Genomic DNA, 17,543 nt, shown 5'->3' with positions numbered 1-17,543 from the left:
GGCCTCGTTGCCATCGATCCATTGTCTCAAAAACGGTCTGCCTTTGTTGTCATGCCAGTTCAGGGTAAAATAGATTTCAGTTAACTCTAACGTCAGGACGCCGTATGCATTGCCCATTCTGTTTCGCCGTGGATACCAAAGTTATCGATTCTCGCCTGGTAGGTGAAGGTTCATCCGTTCGCCGTCGCCGGCAGTGCCTGGTTTGCAATGAGCGTTTCACCACCTTTGAAGTGGCGGAGCTTGTGATGCCGCGCGTCGTGAAAAGCAATGATGTGCGTGAACCGTTCAATGAAGAGAAGCTGCGTCGTGGCATGTTAAAAGCGCTCGAAAAGCGCCCGGTCAGCGCGGATGACGTTGAAATGGCGCTGAACCACATTAAATCGCAACTTCGCGCAACCGGTGAACGGGAAGTGCCGAGTAAGATGATTGGCAATTTGGTGATGGAGCAACTGAAAAAGCTCGACAAAGTGGCCTATGTCCGCTTTGCCTCCGTCTACCGTAGCTTTGAAGATATTCGCGAATTTGGCGAAGAGATCGCCCGTCTACAGGACTAATCATGCTCGACGAAATATACATGGCGCGGGCGCTGAAACTGGCGCAGCGCGGGCGTTTTACCACTCACCCGAACCCGCGTGTCGGCTGCGTAATTGTCAACGATGGCGAAATTGTCGGCGAAGGTTTTCATTACCGCGCAGGCGAACCGCACGCGGAAGTGCATGCGTTGCGCATGGCGGGCGAACGGGCTCGCGGTGCGACGGCGTACGTCACGCTCGAACCGTGCAGCCATCACGGACGCACACCGCCATGCTGTGAAGCGCTGATTAATGCTGGCGTTGCGCGCGTGGTTGCCGCAATGCAGGATCCGAACCCGCAGGTTGCCGGGCGCGGTTTGTATCGCTTACAGCAGGAAGGTATCGAAGTCAGCCACGGGTTAATGATGAGTGAAGCCGAAGCGTTGAATAAAGGCTTCCTCAAACGTATGCGTACCGGGTTCCCTTACGTGCAACTTAAGCTCGGCGCGTCGCTTGATGGCCGTACCGCGATGGCCAGCGGCGAAAGCCAGTGGATCACCTCACCGCAGGCGCGCCGCGACGTACAGCTGCTACGCGCGCAGAGCCACGCGATCCTGACCAGCAGCGAAACGGTGCTGGCGGACGATCCGGCACTGACCGTGCGCTGGGCAGAGTTAAATGCGGATACTCAGACGCTTTACCCGCAGGAAAATTTGCGCCAACCGGTACGCATTGTTGTTGACAGCCAGAACCGGGTGACACCCCAACATCAGTTAGTCGGCCTGCCGGGAGAAACCTGGTTTGCCCGCACGCGCGCCGATGAGCGCCAGTGGCCTGAAAATGTGCGTGAAATTATCGTACCGGAACATAACGGCCACGCCGATCTGGTCACGCTGATGATGCTGCTCGGCAAACAGCAGATCAACAGTGTATGGGTCGAAGCGGGTGCGCATCTTGCCGGCGCGTTACTGCAGGCAGGCTTGGTGGATGAGCTGATTGTCTATCTGGCTCCTACACTGTTAGGCAGCGATGCGCGCGGTCTGTGTGTGCTGCCGGGGTTATCTGCCCTTGCTGACGCACCACACTTTGAATTCAATGAGATACGTCAGGTTGGCCCCGATGTCTGCCTGCATCTCACTCATGCGTGATGCCTGCTGTAAAAGGGAAGCAGCGCGTAAAATATTATGCTAAAATCCGCCCCCCTGCGGGGTCCGAACTGAACCTGTGAAGGAAGTGTATGAACATTATTGAAGCCAACGTTGCTGCCCCGGACGCTCGCGTCGCCATCACCATTGCGCGTTTCAACAACTTCATCAACGACAGCCTGCTGGAAGGCGCGATTGATGCGCTGAAACGCATCGGTCAGGTGAAAGATAACAACATCACCGTTGTGTGGGTGCCTGGCGCTTACGAACTGCCGCTGGCGGCAGGTGCGCTGGCGAAAACCGGCAAATATGACGCGGTGATTGCACTTGGCACCGTGATCCGCGGCGGTACCGCGCACTTCGAATATGTTGCCGGCGGTGCAAGCAATGGTCTGGCACATGTTGCCCAGGACAGTGAGATCCCGGTAGCTTTCGGCGTGCTGACCACTGAAAGTATTGAACAAGCCATCGAACGCGCTGGCACCAAAGCCGGTAATAAAGGTGCGGAAGCCGCACTGACCGCGCTTGAAATGATTAATGTATTGAAAGCCATCAAGGCCTGATTTTTGTAAGGGGAATTCCGTGAAACCTGCTGCTCGTCGCCGCGCCCGTGAGTGTGCCGTCCAGGCGCTCTACTCCTGGCAGTTGTCCCAGAACGACATCTCTGATGTTGAATACCAGTTCCTGGCAGAGCAAGACGTTAAAGACGTTGACGTCCTGTACTTCCGTGAACTGTTGACCGGGGTGGCGACTAATAGCGCATATCTCGATGGCTTAATGAAGCCTTATCTGTCCCGTTTGCTCGAAGAGCTGGGGCAGGTCGAGAAAGCGGTATTGCGTATCGCGCTGTTCGAACTGTCCAAACGTGATGATGTGCCGTACAAAGTGGCGATCAACGAGGCTATCGAACTGGCAAAAACCTTCGGTGCTGAAGACAGCCACAAGTTTGTTAACGGCGTGCTGGATAAAGCCGCACCTGCGATCCGTCCCCACAAGAAGTGATCCGCAAGCCGGAAACTGGCGCTGCACGTTGCGCGTCGGTTCCGGCTTTTTCTTTTTTCTACAGAGGCATAACGTATGGCATGCGGCGAATTTTCCCTGATTGCCCGTTATTTTGACCGCGTACGAAATTCCCGTCGCGATGTAGAAACTGGCATCGGCGACGACTGCGCGCTACTCAATGTTCCCGAAAAACAGACGCTGGCGATAAGCGTCGATACGCTGGTGGCGGGCAACCATTTTCTGCCGGATATCGATCCGGCCGATCTGGCGTATAAAGCGATGGCATCGAATCTCAGCGATTTGGCGGCGATGGGGGCCGATCCGGCGTGGTTAACGCTGGCTCTGACGCTCCCCGAGGCAGATGAAGCCTGGCTGCAAGCCTTTAGCGACAGCCTGTTCGAACAGCTCAATTACTACGATATGCAACTGATTGGCGGCGACACCACGCGTGGCCCGCTGTCGATGACGATTGGCATTCATGGTTATGTGCCGGTTGGGCGCGCAATGAAACGTTCTGGCGCGAAACCAGGCGACTGGATTTACGTCACCGGCACGCCGGGCGACAGCGCTGCCGGGCTGGCGATTTTGCAACAGCGTTTAGCCGTGAACGATAGCGCTGATGCCCAGTATTTGCTCAAGCGCCACCTGCGACCAACGCCGCGCGTATTGCAGGGGCAGGCGCTGCGTAATCTCGCAAGTTCGGCGATTGATCTCTCCGATGGTCTGATTTCTGACCTGGCGCATGTGTTGAAAGCCAGCGGCTGCGGCGCGCGTATTGATCTGGATGCGTTGCCATTTTCCAACGCTGTTCGCCGCCACGTCATGCCGGATCAGGCGCTGCGCTGGGCGCTTTCCGGCGGGGAAGATTATGAATTGTGCTTTACCGTGCCGGAGCTGAACCGCGGTGCGCTGGATGTCGCGATTGGTCAGTTGGGTGCGCCTTTTACCTGTATCGGGCAGATCAGCGCGGATATTGAAGGGCTGCATTTCACCCGCGACGGCAAAGCCGTAACGCTTGACTGGAAAGGATATGACCACTTTGCCGCGCACTAAAGATGTGGCTAAAAGCCGTCTCAACTTACGCAACCCCTGGCATCTGCTGGCTACCGGTTTTGGTAGTGGTTTAAGCCCCATCGTTCCGGGAACCATGGGCTCGCTGGCGTCGATTCCCTTCTGGTGGGCGATGACCTTTTTGCCCTGGCAGCTCTACTCGCTGCTGGTGATGTTTGGGATCTCGCTTGGCGTTTACCTCTGCCACCAGACGGCAAAAGACATGGGTGTGCACGATCACGGCAGTATTGTCTGGGATGAGTTCATCGGCATGTGGATAACGCTGATGGCGCTCCCGACCAATGACTGGCAATGGGTCGCCGTGGGGTTTGTATTGTTCCGTATTCTGGATATGTGGAAGCCGTGGCCGATCCGCTGGTTTGATCGCAACGTGCATGGCGGTATGGGGATCATGGTCGATGATATTGTCGCCGGGATCATCGCCGCCGGGCTACTCTATCTGATTGGCCATCACTGGCCGCTTGGGCTTATCTGACGCTTTCCCTCTCCCGGCGGGAGAGGGCGGTTTCGTGTTTACTTAAAGCCAACCACTGGATGCGGTTGATATGGCGTCTCCAGCTCGGCAATCTGCTCCGGTGTCAGCGTTAAATCCACCGCGCCCAGTAAATCGTCCAGTTGCTCTTCACGCGATGTACCAATAATCGGCGCGGCAACACCGGGTTTACTCAGTAGCCACGCCAGCGCGACCTGCGCGCGCGATGCGCCAATTTCTTCTGCCACACCCGCCAGCCGCTCGGCTATCTGTGCGTCGTTGTCATCCGTTTCGCTGTACAGCGTTTTGCCGAATTCATCTGACACCAGACGCGCAGTGGTTTCCCCCCACGGACGCGTTAAACGCCCGCGCGCCAGCGGGCTCCACGGAATAATCGCCACGCCTTCTTTGTAGCACAGCGGCAGCATCTCGCGTTCTTCCTCGCGATAGATCAGGTTGTAGTGATCCTGCATGGTAACAAAGCGCGCCCAGCCGTTTTGCTCCTGCAACGTTAACGCCTGGGCAAACTGACGGGCGTGCATTGACGATGCGCCGATATAGCGTGCCTTACCGGCTTTTACTACCTCGTCCAGCGCTTCAAGTGTCTCTTCGATAGGCGTGGTGTAATCCCAGCGATGGATTTGCAGTAAATCCACATATTCCATGCCCAGACGCCGCAGGCTGTCGTCAATGGAGCGCAAAATTTGCGCGCGTGACAGGCCTTCGGGCAAATCGCCGACCTGGTGATACACTTTTGTCGCCACCACAACATCTTCGCGGCGGGCGAAATCACGCAGCGCCCGGCCAACAATCTCTTCACTGCTGCCGTCTGAGTAGCTGTTTGCGGTATCGAAAAAGTTGATGCCGCCTTCCAGGGCGTGTTTGATGATGGGGCGGCTGCTCTCTTCGGGCAATGTCCAGGCGTGTTTACCGCGATCCGGCTCGCCAAACGTCATGCAGCCCAGACAAAGGCGGGAAACCTTCAGGTCTGTTTTTCCTAATGTGTTGTATTGCATGGTTCCACTCCTGCTTGTCAAAACGTACGTTTAAGCATAGCAGGAGCGGAAAGGGGAGGTCAGGCAAGCCAGTTTCTGATGCGGGATTCGATACCTGCCGCATCCAGGCCTATTTCGGCGCGGGCTTCATCCTGCGTGCCTTGCGGGATAAAGAAATCCGGCAGCCCAAGATTCAGCACCGGTACCGGTTTGCGGTTAGCCATCAGCACCTCATTCACGCCGCTGCCTGCGCCACCGATAATAGAATTTTCTTCCAGCGTTACCAGCGATTCATGGCGCGCGGCGGTTTCCAGAATCAGCGCCTCATCCAGCGGTTTGGCAAAACGCATATCGATAAGCGTGGCGTTCAGAGCTTCGGCGGCTTTTTCCGCCTCCGGCAACAGCGTGCCAAAGTTAAGGATCGCCACTTTTTCGCCACGGCGTTTCACTACACCTTTGCCGATGGGCATTTTTTCCAGCGGTTGCAGCGGCACACCAACGGCATTACCGCGCGGGTAGCGCACCGCGCTTGGGCCATCTGCGTAGTGATAGCCAGTAAACAGCATCTGGCGACATTCGTTTTCGTCGCTCGGTGTCATCACCACCATGCCCGGGATGCAGCGCAGATACGAAATATCAAACGCGCCCTGGTGAGTTTGACCGTCTGCGCCAACGATCCCGGCACGGTCGATAGCGAACAGCACCGGCAACTTCTGGATTGCCACATCATGAATAACCTGATCATAGGCACGTTGCAGGAAGGTGGAGTAGATCGCCACTACCGGCTTGTAGCCGCCAATTGCAAGACCTGCGGCAAATGTCACCGCATGCTGTTCGGCAATCGCCACATCAAAGTATTGATCCGGGTATTTGCGCGAAAACTCAACCATGCCGGAACCTTCACGCATCGCCGGCGTGATCGCCATCAGCTTGCTGTCTTTGGCGGCGGTTTCGCACAGCCAGTCGCCGAAAATCTTCGAATAGCTCGGCATGCCGCCGCTGCTTTTTGGCAGCGTTCCGCTGGTTGGATCGAATTTCGGTACCGCGTGGAAAGTGATTGGATCTTTTTCGGCCGGTTCATAACCGCGCCCTTTTTTGGTCATGATATGCAGGAACTGCGGGCCTTTCAGATCGCGCATATTACGCAGCGTCTGCACTAAACCCAGCACATCGTGACCGTCGACCGGGCCGATATAGTTAAAGCCCAGCTCTTCAAATAGCGTACCCGGCACCACCATGCCTTTGATGTGCTCTTCGGTGCGCTTAATCAGCTCTTTAATCGGCGGTACGCCAGAAAGCACTTTCTTGCCGCCTTCGCGCAGCGTGGAGTAGAGCTTGCCGGAGAGCAACTGCGCCAGGTGATTATTCAGCGCGCCGACATTTTCAGAAATCGACATTTCGTTGTCGTTTAATACCACCAGCATATCCGGGCGAATATCGCCCGCGTGGTTCATGGCTTCAAATGCCATGCCTGCGGTGATCGCGCCATCGCCAATCACGCAGACGGTGCGACGTTGTTTGCCCTCTTTCGCGGCTGCGACAGCCACGCCAATACCGGCGCTAATGGACGTTGATGAATGGCCGACGCTCAGCACGTCGTATTCGCTTTCGCCGCGCCATGGGAAAGGGTGCAACCCGTTTTTCTGCCGGATGGTGCCGATTTTGTCACGACGGCCGGTCAGAATTTTATGTGGATACGCCTGGTGGCCCACGTCCCAGATCAGCTGATCAAATGGCGTGTTGTAGACGTAATGTAGCGCGACGGTCAATTCAACCGTGCCAAGCCCGGAGGCGAAGTGCCCGCTGGAGCGGCTCACGCTGTCGAGCAGATAGCGGCGCAGTTCGTCGCATAGCTTCGGCAGGCTCTCTTTCGGCAGCAGGCGCAACTCTTGCGTGGTATCAACCAGCGCCAGCGTCGGGTATTTGGCTATATCAAAACTCATCAGAGACTCATCGTGGTGTTTTCGTTATTTATCACGCTGGATTATGTAATTCGCCAGTGCTTCCAGTGCCGTCGTATCCAGCGACTGTGCCGCAAGCAGGCTTAAAGCTTGCCGGGCGTCGTCAATCAGGTCGCGGGCTTTTGTCCGGGCTTGCTCAAGGCCCAGTAGTGCGGGATAGGTGCTTTTCCCCAGTTGCTGGTCAGCGCCCTGGCGTTTGCCAAGCGTCGCAGTATCGCCGACAACATCCAGAATGTCATCCTGAACCTGGAACGCCAGACCAACGCATTCGGCATAGCGATCGAGCAATGGCAGGGCTTCGCGGCCTTTATCCCCAGCGCTTAGCGCGCCCATTCGCACCGCTGCGCGAATCAGCGCGCCGGTTTTGTGGCGATGGATCTGCTCCAGTTCAGCCAGTGAAACCCGCTTGCCTTCCGCTGCGAGATCCAGTGCCTGGCCGCCGCACATTCCTGCGACGCCGCTGGCGTGAGCCAGTTCCGAAACCATCGCCAGCCGGTCACGCGCATCGACTTCTGCCATTGGTGCATCTGCAAGAATGGAGAAAGCCAGAGTTTGTAACGCATCACCCGCGAGGATGGCGCTGGCTTCACCAAACTTAATATGGCATGTCGGTAAACCCCGACGGAGATCATCATCATCCATGGCGGGCAGATCGTCGTGGATCAGCGAGTAAGCGTGAATACACTCCACCGCCGCTGCGGGCGCATCCAGCGTTTGCTGGCTAACGCCGAACATGGTGCCCGTGGCATAAACCAAAAAAGGGCGCAGACGTTTACCGCCTAATAATGCGCCATAGGAAATGGCCTCAACCAGAGGAGTGTTCTGAAAGGGCAGTGGCGCGATAAATCGGCGCAGCGCTTCATTGGCCTGAGAGACACAGGCCTGTAGCTGTTGATCGAAATCCATTTATTCAGCGTCCGGAGCAAAAGGCGTAAGGGGAGCCTCTTGTGAATCAGAGAGCAGGATCTGCACGCGTTGTTCCGCTTGCTGGAGTTTTACCTGTCCCTGGCGCGCCAGCTGCACGCCGCGTTCGAATTCATTGAGTGCCTCTTCAAGCGGTAGATCGCCGCTTTCAAGACGAGTGACAATCTGTTCCAGTTCGCTTAGCGCTGTTTCAAAACTGGCCGGTGCGTCGTTTTTCTTTGGCATAGTGAATGTCTGACTCTTCTATTGTTCTGGCTCAACGTAGCTATGGTAGCGAAGTCCCGGCGCTTAGCAAATAACGCGCAATGGTAATGCAATGTGCGCAGCTTTATTACGATGGTGGTATACTCCTGCGCCTGGATGCAGCCGCGGGTATGGGGCTGCTGTATTATTTTCCTATACAGGCCCAGCCGGGCTTGCCAACGAACCATTGCCGCCATGAAGTTTATCATTAAATTGTTCCCGGAAATCACCATCAAAAGCCAATCTGTGCGTTTGCGCTTTATTAAAATTTTGACCGGGAACATTCGTAACGTTCTGAAGCAGTACGACGAGACCCTCGCCGTTGTCCGCCACTGGGATCATATCGAAGTGCGCGCCAAAGATGAAAATCAGCGCCTGGCTATCCGCGAAGCGCTGACCCGTATTCCGGGCATCCACCATATTCTCGAAGTGGAAGATGTTCCTTTCACCTCGCTGCACGACATTTTTGAGAAAGCGCTGGTGCAGTACCGCGAGCAGATCGAAGGTAAAACCTTCTGCGTGCGCGTTAAACGTCGCGGCAAGCATGAGTTTAGCTCGATTGAAGTTGAACGTTATGTTGGCGGCGGTCTGAACCAGCATGTTGAATCGGCGCGCGTCAAACTGACTCACCCGGATGTAACGGTGAACCTGGAGATCGAAGACGATCGCCTGCTGTTAGTAAAAGGCCGCTATGAAGGTATTGGCGGTTTCCCGATCGGCACCCAGGAAGATGTGCTGTCGCTTATCTCTGGTGGTTTCGACTCTGGCGTTTCCAGTTATATGTTGATGCGCCGCGGTTGCCGCGTACACTACTGCTTCTTTAACCTGGGCGGCGCAGCGCATGAAATTGGCGTTCGCCAGGTCGCGCACTATTTGTGGAACCGTTTTGGTAGCTCCCACCGCGTGCGTTTTGTGGCGATCAACTTTGAGCCAGTGGTCGGTGAAATCCTCGAAAAAGTGGATGACGGCCAGATGGGCGTAGTGTTGAAACGCATGATGGTGCGTGCAGCGTCAAAAGTGGCTGAACGCTACGGCGTGCAGGCGCTGGTGACCGGTGAAGCACTGGGCCAGGTTTCCAGCCAGACGCTGACCAACCTGCGTTTGATTGACAACGTTTCTGACACGTTGGTTCTGCGCCCGCTTATCTCTTACGACAAAGAGCACATCATCGATCTGGCGCGTGAAATCGGTACTGAAGATTTTGCCCGTACCATGCCGGAATATTGCGGTGTGATTTCGAAAAGCCCAACCGTTAAAGCGGTGAAGGCGAAGATCGAAGCGGAAGAGGAGCATTTCGACTTCTCCATCCTTGATAAAGTGGTTGCTGAAGCGAGCAATATCGATATCCGCGAAATCGCCCAGCAGGCCCAGGAAACGGTTGTTGAAGTTGAAACAGTAACTGGTTTTGGCCCGAACGATGTAATCCTGGATATTCGTTCTATTGATGAACAGGATGACAAACCGCTGAAGCTGGAAGGGATCGACGTGGTTTCGCTGCCGTTCTATAAACTGAGCACCAAATTTGGCGATCTCGATCAGAACAAAACCTGGCTTTTGTGGTGCGAGCGCGGCGTGATGAGCCGCCTGCAGGCGCTCTATCTGCGCGAGCAGGGCTTTGCCAACGTTAAAGTTTATCGCCCATAAAAAACTACCGGAAAGGGTGACCTTTTCCGGCAGCTTTCGCGTTACTTTGCATTGAAAGCCTGGCAGGCATCGCACCGCCGGGCTTTTTGTTTTCAGGCTTCGTAGTAGTTATAAATTCCGGCGGCCATCACCAGTTGTGACGCCACTTCGTGTGCTTTTTCGCGCCCCACCAGCAAATCAATAATCTTCAAACCAAAATCGATGGCGGTGCCCGGTCCCTGGCTGGTGAGCAGATTGACACGCGGATCCCACACTACTCGTTTATCCTGCCACTGTTCGGCGGGAATGGTCTCTTTCAGACCCGGAAAACCGGTCATATTGCCCAGCGGGAAAATCTCATGCGGCACCAGCACAGTGCCCGCCGCCGCGCAAATGGCGGCAACAATACGACCCGAGAGATGGAACTGGCGCACGGTTTCCACCAGTAACGGACTATCGCGAAAACACTCTGCCCCTTTCAGACCGCCGGGCAGTACAATCACATCGTAATCGCCATCGGCTACTTCTACTAACGGTGCATCCGCCAGCAGTTTGACGCCGCGTGAGCAGGTGATGACCTGCTTGCCATCGCTGGCGACGCTGGCGGTAGTCACGGCAATACCGCCACGAACCAGCAGATCGATAGTGGTGACCGCTTCGGTTTCTTCACTACCAGGGGCGAGACATATCAGAGCCGATGCGCTCATACTCACTCTCCTTACGTTTAATCATTTCATAGAGACGGGCGTTTTCCGGCACTGCGATACCGTGCGCGCGGGCGCGTCTGAGCAGGTAACCCGTAATATAATCGCACTCGGTATGGCGCATCGCGCGTACGTCCTGCAGCATAGATGAAATATTTTCTGCCGTGTTTTCAATGATCTGATTCACGTAGCTCAGTAAATCATCGGCAGAAATATGGTGGCCTTCACGTTCAATCACTGCGGCAACTTCATGCGTGACCTTGTGGATCTCCTCCGGAAAAGCTCGAAGATCGCCATTTTTACAGTCATGCAGCGCGGTTAACGGGTTGATGACGCAGTTCACCGCCAGCTTGCGCCACAGCGCCGGACGAATCGTGTTATGCCAGGCTACGTCCGGCAGCACATCCTGCAGGATGTCGGCCAGATAGCTGAATTCGCCATCCTGCTGTCGCGCCGGGCCAATGTGCGTGGTGCCGTTGGCAACGTGCACGATAACGTTGCCATCGCGGCGCGCAGCATGAGTGGTAGTGCCGATCAGTAACGGATTCGTCAGCGCTTTCAACTCTTCGACGGTGCCCATGCCGTTGTGAATCAGTAGCACGGGTGTTGAAGGCGAGAGTGTTGCTGCCAACCCTTTCACCGCATCGGAAACTTGCCACGCTTTTAACGTCACCAGCAATAAATCGCTACGCGCCAGGAATTCAGGATCGTTGGCCGTCAGGGATTCGTTAAATATTGAGCCGTCTTCATCAACGACATTCACACTGCAAAATGGCTGTGGAACGCGCAACCAACCCTGTACCTCATGTCCCTTTTTACACAACGCGGTTAACCACAATTGCCCTAAAGCACCGCATCCGAGTACGGTAATTCTCATTTATCCTCCTCACCTGCAACGTCGCCAGGTGTTGCTTTCACCATTATAGCGCTGTCGGCTAAGCTTCCCGTATTACAAGTTGAGTTATGCCTCGTTGCGGGTATTATGCAACGCAACAAATGCAGAGGGAGAAGAAAAGATGCCATCTTTCGATATCGTTTCCGAAGTTGAAATGCGTGAAGTGCAAAACGGCGTTGAGAATGCGACCCGTGAAGTAGCGACTCGCTTTGATTTTCGCAACGTTGAAGCCACGTTTGATCTGAACGAAGAGAAACAGACCATTAAGGTGTTGAGCGAATCCGATTTCCAGGTTAACCAGTTGCTGGATATTTTGCGCGCTAAGTTGCTGAAACGCGGCATTGAAGGGGCGTCGCTGGACGTGCCGGAAGAGTTTGTCCACAGCGGCAAGACCTGGTTCGTTGAAGCAAAACTGAAACAGGGTATTGATGCCGCGACGGCGAAGAAAATCATCAAGCTGATTAAAGACAGCAAGCTGAAAGTGCAAGCGCAGATTCAGGGCGAAGAGATTCGTGTAACCGGGAAATCCCGTGATGACTTGCAGTCCGTCATGGCGCTGGTGCGCGGCGGCAATCTCGGCCAGCCATTCCAGTTCAAAAACTTCCGCGATTAATGTACGTGCTCTCTCCCCGGCGGAGAGAGCGTGTCGCAGCGTTAACCCGCTACGGCTTGTTCAACTTCAAAGCGGTTAGTGATCTTACTGTCGATTTTGACGTAAGCGCTGCGCTCTTCGGCAATCACCAACACTTCACTCACACCTTTAGTTGCCAGCAAGCGCTGCTGCAGTGCTTCATTGATGGTGACATTTTCCGGGATCGCGATGCGTAAGCTGCTGACATAGGGCGGTTCCTGCATGGTGCCCGCGACAAGCAGCCAAACCATCGCCAGCAATGCGCCGGCAAGGAACACCGTTTGCGAGTCAAACAGACCATCTACCCAGCCGCCGAGCGCGCCGCCTATCGCCACGCCGATAAACTGGCTGGTGGAGTAAATCCCCATCGCCGTACCTTTATAGCCTGCAGGCGCTTCTTTGCTGATTAATGAAGGTAATAACGCCTCCATCAGGTTGAAAGCGAGGAAAAAGATCTGCACGCCAATGACGATTTCCCAGAAATGTGGCCCCGCGCCCCACAACACAATTTCCGCAATCAGCAGTAGTGCCACGCAGAACACGAAAACGCGCTTCATTCGGCGCTTTACTTCGGCGTAGATAATAAACGGCACCACAGAAACGAAAGAGATAAGCATGGTGACAAGGTAGATTTTCCAGTGATCCGGCGCGAGAAAACCGGCGGCTTCGAGTTGCCCTGGCAGTGCAACGAACGTCGACATCAGCAGGATATGCAGGCACATAATGCCAAAGTTGAGTTTTAGCAGCTTCGGGTTGACCATCACCATCTGGAAACAATCTTTCACCATGCCGGATTCGCGGTTACGCACATGTTGCTGGCTGTCTGGCACGACCCACACGGTTAACGCAATGCCGGCAGTTGCAAGCCCGGCAATCATCCAGAACAGTGCATGCAAACCCAACTGGTGCGTGATAATCGGGCCGAGTACCATCGCAATAGCGAAGGTGACGCCAAAGCTGACACCGATAAAGGCCATCGCTTTGGTGCGGTTCTGCTCGCGGGTGAGATCGGAAAGAAGCGCCATGACGGCAGCGGCGATGGCACCGGAGCCTTGTAATGCGCGGCCAAGAATAATGCCCCAGATAGAATCGGAAAGGGCGGCAATCACGCTCCCGGCAACAAAAATCGCTAACCCACCAACGATAAGCGGCTTGCGGCCAATGCGGTCAGAAAGCAAGCCAAAGGGAATTTGAAACACGGCTTGCGCGAGGCCATAAATACCAATCGCCAGACCGATGAGTGCTTCACTGGCGCCCTGCAGCGCCATACCGTACGTGGTCAGAACGGGCAGGACCATAAACATGCCGAGCATGCGCAGCGAGAATACAGTCCCTAAACCCCAGGTAGCGCGCAACTCGCCTGGCGTCATTTTATAATCGTTCATTACCACCTCAATTTGAAAACCGGACATAGTGTAGTGCGGGGGCAGGGCGGGGTAAATAACAGCTTAATTAACAAATATTACCTGTAAAGCGGGGCGCTTGGGCATGAAAAAAGGGTGCCGTAGCACCCTTTATAATGGCGGTTTGGATCACCAAACGTAGGTCAACAGGTTATGGGAATCCGGCACCATAAAATCGACCGACATCATCACGCTGAGCGAGGTGATAGCGACAATGGAGAAGACGAACAGCTTGCGCGCCCACACCCTGTCATCCTCAACTTTATATCCACGCAGCGCCATGCCCAGCCACCAGAGGCTTACCGCTGCGGCAACGACCAGGTATTTGTAACCGGCATAGCCGCCAAGCGACAGCATCAAAGTGGCGATAGCGAACGCCAGGATGTAGAGCGTGATATGGTTTTTCGCCACGGAAATACCTTTCACCACCGGCAGCACCGGGATGTTCGCTGCCTGATAATCCTTAAAGCGGAAAATCGCGATGGCATACGAGTGAGGCATCTGCCACAGGCTGAAAATCGCCAGCAGGATTGCCGCGCCGCTGTCAAACTCGTTGGTGACGGCACAGTAGCCAATCACCGGCGGCGCAGCGCCGGAGAGTGAACCTATCAGCGTACCGTAAACGGAGTGGCGTTTCATATACAGGCTGTAGACACCCACATATACCACGAACCCCATTACCCCGAGCCAGCAGGCCAGCGGGTTGGCGCCAAACCACAGCAGCATGAAGCCAGCAATACCCAGCAAGGCGGCGTAAACCAGCGAGACTTTTGGCGAGATCAGCCCTCTGACCAGCACCCTGTTTTTCGTCCGTTCCATCTTTTTGTCGATGTCACGATCGATGTAGTTGTTAAAAACACAACCAGAGGCGACCACCAGCGACACACCAATCAGCGTGTAGATGAACAGGGGATAGTCGATGTGGCCTTTAGAGGCCAGCAGGAATCCCCCGATCACGGAGATCAAGTTGCCAAAAATAATGCCCGGTTTCGTGACTTGCAGGTATTGCTTAAACATACTTCGCCGCTCTTATCGAACCATCATGTTGTAGTTGAGGTTCCACATAATCCAGATGGAACCTACCACCACGATTGCGATGATCAGCACAGTAAAGACGAAAGCCGTCATGTTCCAGCCTTCATCAGACTTGGTGTTCATGTGCAGGAAGCACACCAGATGCACCAATATCTGTACTACCGCTGTCACCAGCACAGTGCCGAGAATCGCAACGTGGGACGCAGTACCGCTCATCACCATCCAGAACGGGATCACCGTCAGGATGATCGACAGGATAAAACCTGTCATGTAGGTTTTTACGCTACCGTGGGAAGCGCCATGATCGGTTGAATGACTCATTACATCGCCCCCATCAGATAAACGACTGAGAATACGCAAATCCATACCACGTCCAGGAAGTGCCAGAACAGGCTCAGGCACAGGATACGCGTACGGTTTGTACTGGTCAGGCCGCGACGGGAAATCTGGAACATCAGCACTGCCATCCAGATCAGACCCGAGGTCACGTGCAGACCGTGAGTGCCAACCAGCGCGAAGAACGCTGACAGGAAGCCACTGCGATCCGGACCCATACCTTCGACAATCAGGTGATGGAATTCATAGAGTTCCATCCCGATGAAGCCTGCGCCGAACAGCCAGGTCAACGCCAGCCAGGAAACAACCTGGCCTTTGTTGTTCTTATACATGGCGATCGCCGCCATGCCATAGGTAATGGAGCTGAACAGCAGCAGGGCGGTTTCCACCAGAACGAACGGCAGTTCAAAGATGTCTTTACCCGACGGGCCACCCGCCGTGTTATTCACTAACACGGCATAGGTCGCGAACAGGATCGAGAACAGAATGCAGTCGCTCATCAGGTAGATCCAGAAACCGAAGACTTTCGTCGGTCCTGAATCATGGTGCCCATGTTCGTGCGCGTGGGCGTTCGCAGTCGTCAGAGTATCAGTTGCCATTTTTCAGCCCTGCCTTTTTGATCTCATCGAAATGCTGATTTTCCAGTTTTTCGACTTCTGCAACCGGTACGTAGTAATCCACGTCCTCGTCAAAGCTCTTCACAATCCAGCTAATTACGATGCCGGCGAAACCGACGATCGCCATCCACCAGATGTGCCAGATCATGGCAAAGCCAAACACCGTTGCGAAAGCGGCAATCACAATGCCCGCACCGCTGTTTTTCGGCATATGAATTTCTTCATAATGCGCAGGTTGCTTATACGCTTCGCCTTTTTCTTTCATTTCCCAGAATGCATCACGCTCATGAACGTGCGGCACTTCAGCGAAGTTGTAGAACGGCGGTGGAGAAGAGGTTGCCCACTCCAGCGTACGTCCGCCCCACGGGTCACCGGTCAGGTCACGGTTGAGGTGACGGTCGCGGATGGAGACGTAGTACTGAATCAGCTGGCACAGAATACCGCAGGCAATCAGCGCAGCGCCGCAAGCGGCAACCACCAGCATGGTGTGGAACTGCGGATCGATCTGCTGGCTCAGGCGACGGGTCATACCCATAAAGCCCAGCACATACAGCGGCATAAATGCTACGAAGAAGCCGATGATCCAGAACCAGAACGCGCGTTTACCCCAGGTTTCATTCAGGGTGAAGCCAAACGCTTTCGGCCACCAGTAAGTGATACCCGCAAAGCAACCAAATACCACACCGCCGATGATGACGTTATGGAAGTGAGCAATCAGGAACAGACTGTTGTGCAGCACAAAGTCCGCGCCCGGTACCGCCAGCAGTACGCCGGTCATACCGCCCACAGAGAAGGTCACTATAAAGCCGATGGTCCACATCATTGCTGAATGGAACACGATACGGCCCTGGTACATGGTGAACAGCCAGTTGAAGATCTTCACCCCGGTCGGGATGGCGATAATCATGGTGGCGATACCGAAGAAGGCGTTAACGTTCGCGCCTGCACCCATGGTGAAGAAGTGGTGCAACCAAACGATAAACGACAGTACGGTAATACACACGGTCGCCCAAACCAGCGAGGTGTAACCGAACAGGCGCTTACGCGAGAAGGTCGCGGCGACTTCCGAGAACACACCGAACACCGGCAGAACCAGGATGTACACTTCCGGATGGCCCCAGGCCCAGATCAAGTTGATGTACATCATCATGTTGCCGCCCATTTCGTTGGTGAAGAAATGGGTACCCAGATAGCGGTCCAGGGTCAGCAACGCGACGGTGACAGTCAGGATCGGGAACGAGGCGATAATCAGCACGTTGGCGCACAGTGATGCCCAGGTAAATACCGGCATCTTGAACATGGTCATGCCCGGCGCACGCATCTTCAGAATGGTGACGAAGAAGTTGATACCGGTCAGCGTCGTACCGATACCGGAGAGCTGAAGTGCCCAGATCCAGTAATCGACCCCTACGCCTGGGCTGTACTCGATTCCCGATAGCGGCGGATAAGCCAGCCAGCCAGTCTGCGCGAATTCACCCACGCCGAGAGACAGGTTAACCAGGATCACACCGACAACCGTGAACCAGAAGCTCAGGTTGTTCAGGAACGGGAACGCCACGTCGCGAGCGCCGATCTGCAGTGGGATAACCACGTTCATCAGACCGATAACCAGCGGCATTGCTACGAAGAAGATCATGATCACGCCGTGGGCGGTGAAGATCTGATCGTAGTGGTGCGGCGGCAGGAAGCCTGCTTCACCCGCCGAGGCGAGTGCTTGCTGGCTACGCATCATGATGGCGTCAGCAAAGCCACGAATCAGCATTACGATACCGACGATGCAGTACATGATGCCGAGTTTTTTGTGGTCAACCGAAGTCAGCCACTCTTTCCACAAGTAGTTCCACTTACCGAAGTAAGTAATCAGGGCCAGTAATGCCAGGCCACCGATGATAATGGCAGCCACCGTAACCACAATAATGGGTTCATGGTAGGGGACTGCATCCAGTGTCAATTTTCCGAACATCGTTTTCTTCC

The 17,543-nt window shown here is 54.9% G+C and carries 19 protein-coding genes; 8 read left to right on the top strand and 11 right to left on the bottom strand.

The annotated features are described in order from the left end of the window. The first annotated feature begins 104 nt into the window (after nt 1-104). The 6 genes from nrdR (at nt 105) to pgpA (ending at nt 4,205) form a co-directional block, all read left to right on the top strand. Nucleotides 105-554 (top strand): transcriptional regulator NrdR, encoded by a 450-nt coding sequence (gene nrdR, locus JKP81_RS19345; RefSeq protein WP_017458860.1) that lies wholly within the window; start codon nt 105-107, stop codon nt 552-554. Between the two features lie 2 nt (nt 555-556). Then, nucleotides 557-1,660 carry a bifunctional diaminohydroxyphosphoribosylaminopyrimidine deaminase/5-amino-6-(5-phosphoribosylamino)uracil reductase RibD gene (gene ribD / locus JKP81_RS19340; RefSeq protein ID WP_200552991.1) on the top strand — a complete coding sequence of 368 codons (1,104 nt, stop codon included), beginning with the start codon at nt 557-559 and terminating at the stop codon, nt 1,658-1,660. An 89-nt stretch (nt 1,661-1,749) separates the two neighbouring features. Continuing rightward, nucleotides 1,750-2,220: a 6,7-dimethyl-8-ribityllumazine synthase gene (gene ribE, locus JKP81_RS19335; RefSeq protein WP_065369181.1), complete on the top strand. Its 471-nt coding sequence runs from the start codon at nt 1,750-1,752 to the stop codon at nt 2,218-2,220. A 19-nt stretch (nt 2,221-2,239) separates the two neighbouring features. Next, the gene (gene nusB, locus JKP81_RS19330) at nt 2,240-2,659 is read left to right on the top strand and encodes a transcription antitermination factor NusB (protein ID WP_017458863.1); all 420 of its coding nucleotides are present in this window, start codon (nt 2,240-2,242) and stop codon (nt 2,657-2,659) included. A gap of 75 nt (nt 2,660-2,734) precedes the next feature. Next, entirely contained in the window at nt 2,735-3,712 is a 978-nt protein-coding gene (thiL, locus tag JKP81_RS19325; protein ID WP_020456757.1) for a thiamine-phosphate kinase, read from the top strand. Further along, a complete protein-coding gene (pgpA, locus tag JKP81_RS19320; RefSeq protein WP_200552990.1) occupies nt 3,690-4,205 on the top strand; it encodes a phosphatidylglycerophosphatase A in 516 nt (171 codons plus the stop codon). The genes thiL and pgpA overlap by 23 nt, the downstream gene beginning before the upstream one ends. 38 nt (nt 4,206-4,243) lie before the next feature. On the opposite strand, the gene JKP81_RS19315 is transcribed toward pgpA, so the two are convergent. Genes JKP81_RS19315 through xseB form a run of 4 tightly spaced genes read right to left on the bottom strand, consistent with a single transcriptional unit; the run spans nt 4,244 to nt 8,307 of the window. Further along, the gene (locus JKP81_RS19315) at nt 4,244-5,218 is read right to left on the bottom strand and encodes an aldo/keto reductase (protein WP_200552989.1); all 975 of its coding nucleotides are present in this window, start codon (nt 5,216-5,218) and stop codon (nt 4,244-4,246) included. Nucleotides 5,219-5,277: 59 nt separating this feature from the next. Beyond that, nucleotides 5,278-7,140 (bottom strand): 1-deoxy-D-xylulose-5-phosphate synthase, encoded by a 1,863-nt coding sequence (dxs, locus tag JKP81_RS19310; RefSeq protein WP_200552988.1) that lies wholly within the window; start codon nt 7,138-7,140, stop codon nt 5,278-5,280. A gap of 24 nt (nt 7,141-7,164) precedes the next feature. Further along, the gene (ispA, locus tag JKP81_RS19305) at nt 7,165-8,064 is read right to left on the bottom strand and encodes a (2E,6E)-farnesyl diphosphate synthase (RefSeq protein ID WP_200552987.1); all 900 of its coding nucleotides are present in this window, start codon (nt 8,062-8,064) and stop codon (nt 7,165-7,167) included. After that, complete coding sequence (gene xseB / locus JKP81_RS19300) at nt 8,065-8,307, bottom strand: exodeoxyribonuclease VII small subunit (RefSeq protein WP_017458869.1); 243 nt, start codon at nt 8,305-8,307, stop codon at nt 8,065-8,067. It lies immediately after the preceding gene. 213 nt (nt 8,308-8,520) lie between these two features. Here xseB and thiI point away from each other — a divergent pair, with 213 nt between their 5' ends. Beyond that, nucleotides 8,521-9,969, top strand: a complete 1,449-nt coding sequence (gene thiI / locus JKP81_RS19295; RefSeq protein WP_200552986.1) for a tRNA uracil 4-sulfurtransferase ThiI — start codon at nt 8,521-8,523, stop codon at nt 9,967-9,969. A 92-nt stretch (nt 9,970-10,061) separates the two neighbouring features. Here the strand turns inward: thiI and yajL are convergent, their stop codons facing one another. Together yajL and panE are read right to left on the bottom strand one after the other, a co-directional pair. Then, a complete protein-coding gene (gene yajL, locus JKP81_RS19290) occupies nt 10,062-10,655 on the bottom strand; it encodes a protein deglycase YajL (RefSeq protein WP_200552985.1) in 594 nt (197 codons plus the stop codon). After that, the gene (gene panE, locus JKP81_RS19285; RefSeq protein WP_200552984.1) at nt 10,618-11,529 is read right to left on the bottom strand and encodes a 2-dehydropantoate 2-reductase; all 912 of its coding nucleotides are present in this window, start codon (nt 11,527-11,529) and stop codon (nt 10,618-10,620) included. The genes yajL and panE overlap by 38 nt, the downstream gene beginning before the upstream one ends. Before the next feature lie 139 nt (nt 11,530-11,668). Between panE and JKP81_RS19280 the strand changes: the two genes are divergently transcribed. Continuing rightward, nucleotides 11,669-12,160, top strand: a complete 492-nt coding sequence (locus JKP81_RS19280; protein ID WP_200552983.1) for a YajQ family cyclic di-GMP-binding protein — start codon at nt 11,669-11,671, stop codon at nt 12,158-12,160. A gap of 41 nt (nt 12,161-12,201) precedes the next feature. Here the strand turns inward: JKP81_RS19280 and JKP81_RS19275 are convergent, their stop codons facing one another. From JKP81_RS19275 to cyoB, 5 genes are all read right to left on the bottom strand, one after another. Continuing rightward, complete coding sequence (locus JKP81_RS19275; protein ID WP_200552982.1) at nt 12,202-13,563, bottom strand: MFS transporter; 1,362 nt, start codon at nt 13,561-13,563, stop codon at nt 12,202-12,204. Nucleotides 13,564-13,710: 147 nt separating this feature from the next. Beyond that, complete coding sequence (cyoE, locus tag JKP81_RS19270) at nt 13,711-14,598, bottom strand: heme o synthase (protein ID WP_200552981.1); 888 nt, start codon at nt 14,596-14,598, stop codon at nt 13,711-13,713. A 12-nt stretch (nt 14,599-14,610) separates the two neighbouring features. Further along, the gene (locus JKP81_RS19265) at nt 14,611-14,937 is read right to left on the bottom strand and encodes a cytochrome o ubiquinol oxidase subunit IV (RefSeq protein WP_017458876.1); all 327 of its coding nucleotides are present in this window, start codon (nt 14,935-14,937) and stop codon (nt 14,611-14,613) included. Beyond that, nucleotides 14,937-15,551 (bottom strand): cytochrome o ubiquinol oxidase subunit III, encoded by a 615-nt coding sequence (locus tag JKP81_RS19260; protein WP_200552980.1) that lies wholly within the window; start codon nt 15,549-15,551, stop codon nt 14,937-14,939. The genes JKP81_RS19265 and JKP81_RS19260 overlap by 1 nt, the downstream gene beginning before the upstream one ends. Beyond that, nucleotides 15,541-17,532, bottom strand: coding sequence for a cytochrome o ubiquinol oxidase subunit I (cyoB, locus tag JKP81_RS19255; RefSeq protein WP_200552979.1), 1,992 nt, complete (start codon nt 17,530-17,532; stop codon nt 15,541-15,543). The genes JKP81_RS19260 and cyoB overlap by 11 nt, the downstream gene beginning before the upstream one ends. Nucleotides 17,533-17,543 lie beyond the last annotated feature (11 nt).

The sequence above is a fragment of the Kosakonia sp. LAM2021 genome, from assembly GCF_016620385.1.
Taxonomy (GTDB): Bacteria; Pseudomonadota; Gammaproteobacteria; order Enterobacterales; family Enterobacteriaceae; genus Kosakonia; species Kosakonia sacchari.
This window is presented reverse-complemented; position numbering and strand designations above follow the sequence as displayed.

Coding starts and splice junctions, on each gene's coding strand:
- nrdR (WP_017458860.1), top strand. CDS start 105: ATGCATTGCCCATTCTGTTTCGCCGTGGATACCAAAGTTATCGATTCT.
- ribD (WP_200552991.1), top strand. CDS start 557: ATGCTCGACGAAATATACATGGCGCGGGCGCTGAAACTGGCGCAGCGC.
- ribE (WP_065369181.1), top strand. CDS start 1,750: ATGAACATTATTGAAGCCAACGTTGCTGCCCCGGACGCTCGCGTCGCC.
- thiL (WP_020456757.1), top strand. CDS start 2,735: ATGGCATGCGGCGAATTTTCCCTGATTGCCCGTTATTTTGACCGCGTA.
- pgpA (WP_200552990.1), top strand. CDS start 3,690: ATGACCACTTTGCCGCGCACTAAAGATGTGGCTAAAAGCCGTCTCAAC.
- JKP81_RS19315 (WP_200552989.1), bottom strand. CDS start 5,218: ATGCAATACAACACATTAGGAAAAACAGACCTGAAGGTTTCCCGCCTT.
- dxs (WP_200552988.1), bottom strand. CDS start 7,140: ATGAGTTTTGATATAGCCAAATACCCGACGCTGGCGCTGGTTGATACC.
- ispA (WP_200552987.1), bottom strand. CDS start 8,064: ATGGATTTCGATCAACAGCTACAGGCCTGTGTCTCTCAGGCCAATGAA.
- xseB (WP_017458869.1), bottom strand. CDS start 8,307: ATGCCAAAGAAAAACGACGCACCGGCCAGTTTTGAAACAGCGCTAAGC.
- thiI (WP_200552986.1), top strand. CDS start 8,521: ATGAAGTTTATCATTAAATTGTTCCCGGAAATCACCATCAAAAGCCAA.
- yajL (WP_200552985.1), bottom strand. CDS start 10,655: ATGAGCGCATCGGCTCTGATATGTCTCGCCCCTGGTAGTGAAGAAACC.
- panE (WP_200552984.1), bottom strand. CDS start 11,529: ATGAGAATTACCGTACTCGGATGCGGTGCTTTAGGGCAATTGTGGTTA.
- JKP81_RS19280 (WP_200552983.1), top strand. CDS start 11,669: ATGCCATCTTTCGATATCGTTTCCGAAGTTGAAATGCGTGAAGTGCAA.
- JKP81_RS19275 (WP_200552982.1), bottom strand. CDS start 13,563: ATGAACGATTATAAAATGACGCCAGGCGAGTTGCGCGCTACCTGGGGT.
- cyoE (WP_200552981.1), bottom strand. CDS start 14,598: ATGTTTAAGCAATACCTGCAAGTCACGAAACCGGGCATTATTTTTGGC.
- JKP81_RS19265 (WP_017458876.1), bottom strand. CDS start 14,937: ATGAGTCATTCAACCGATCATGGCGCTTCCCACGGTAGCGTAAAAACC.
- JKP81_RS19260 (WP_200552980.1), bottom strand. CDS start 15,551: ATGGCAACTGATACTCTGACGACTGCGAACGCCCACGCGCACGAACAT.
- cyoB (WP_200552979.1), bottom strand. CDS start 17,532: ATGTTCGGAAAATTGACACTGGATGCAGTCCCCTACCATGAACCCATT.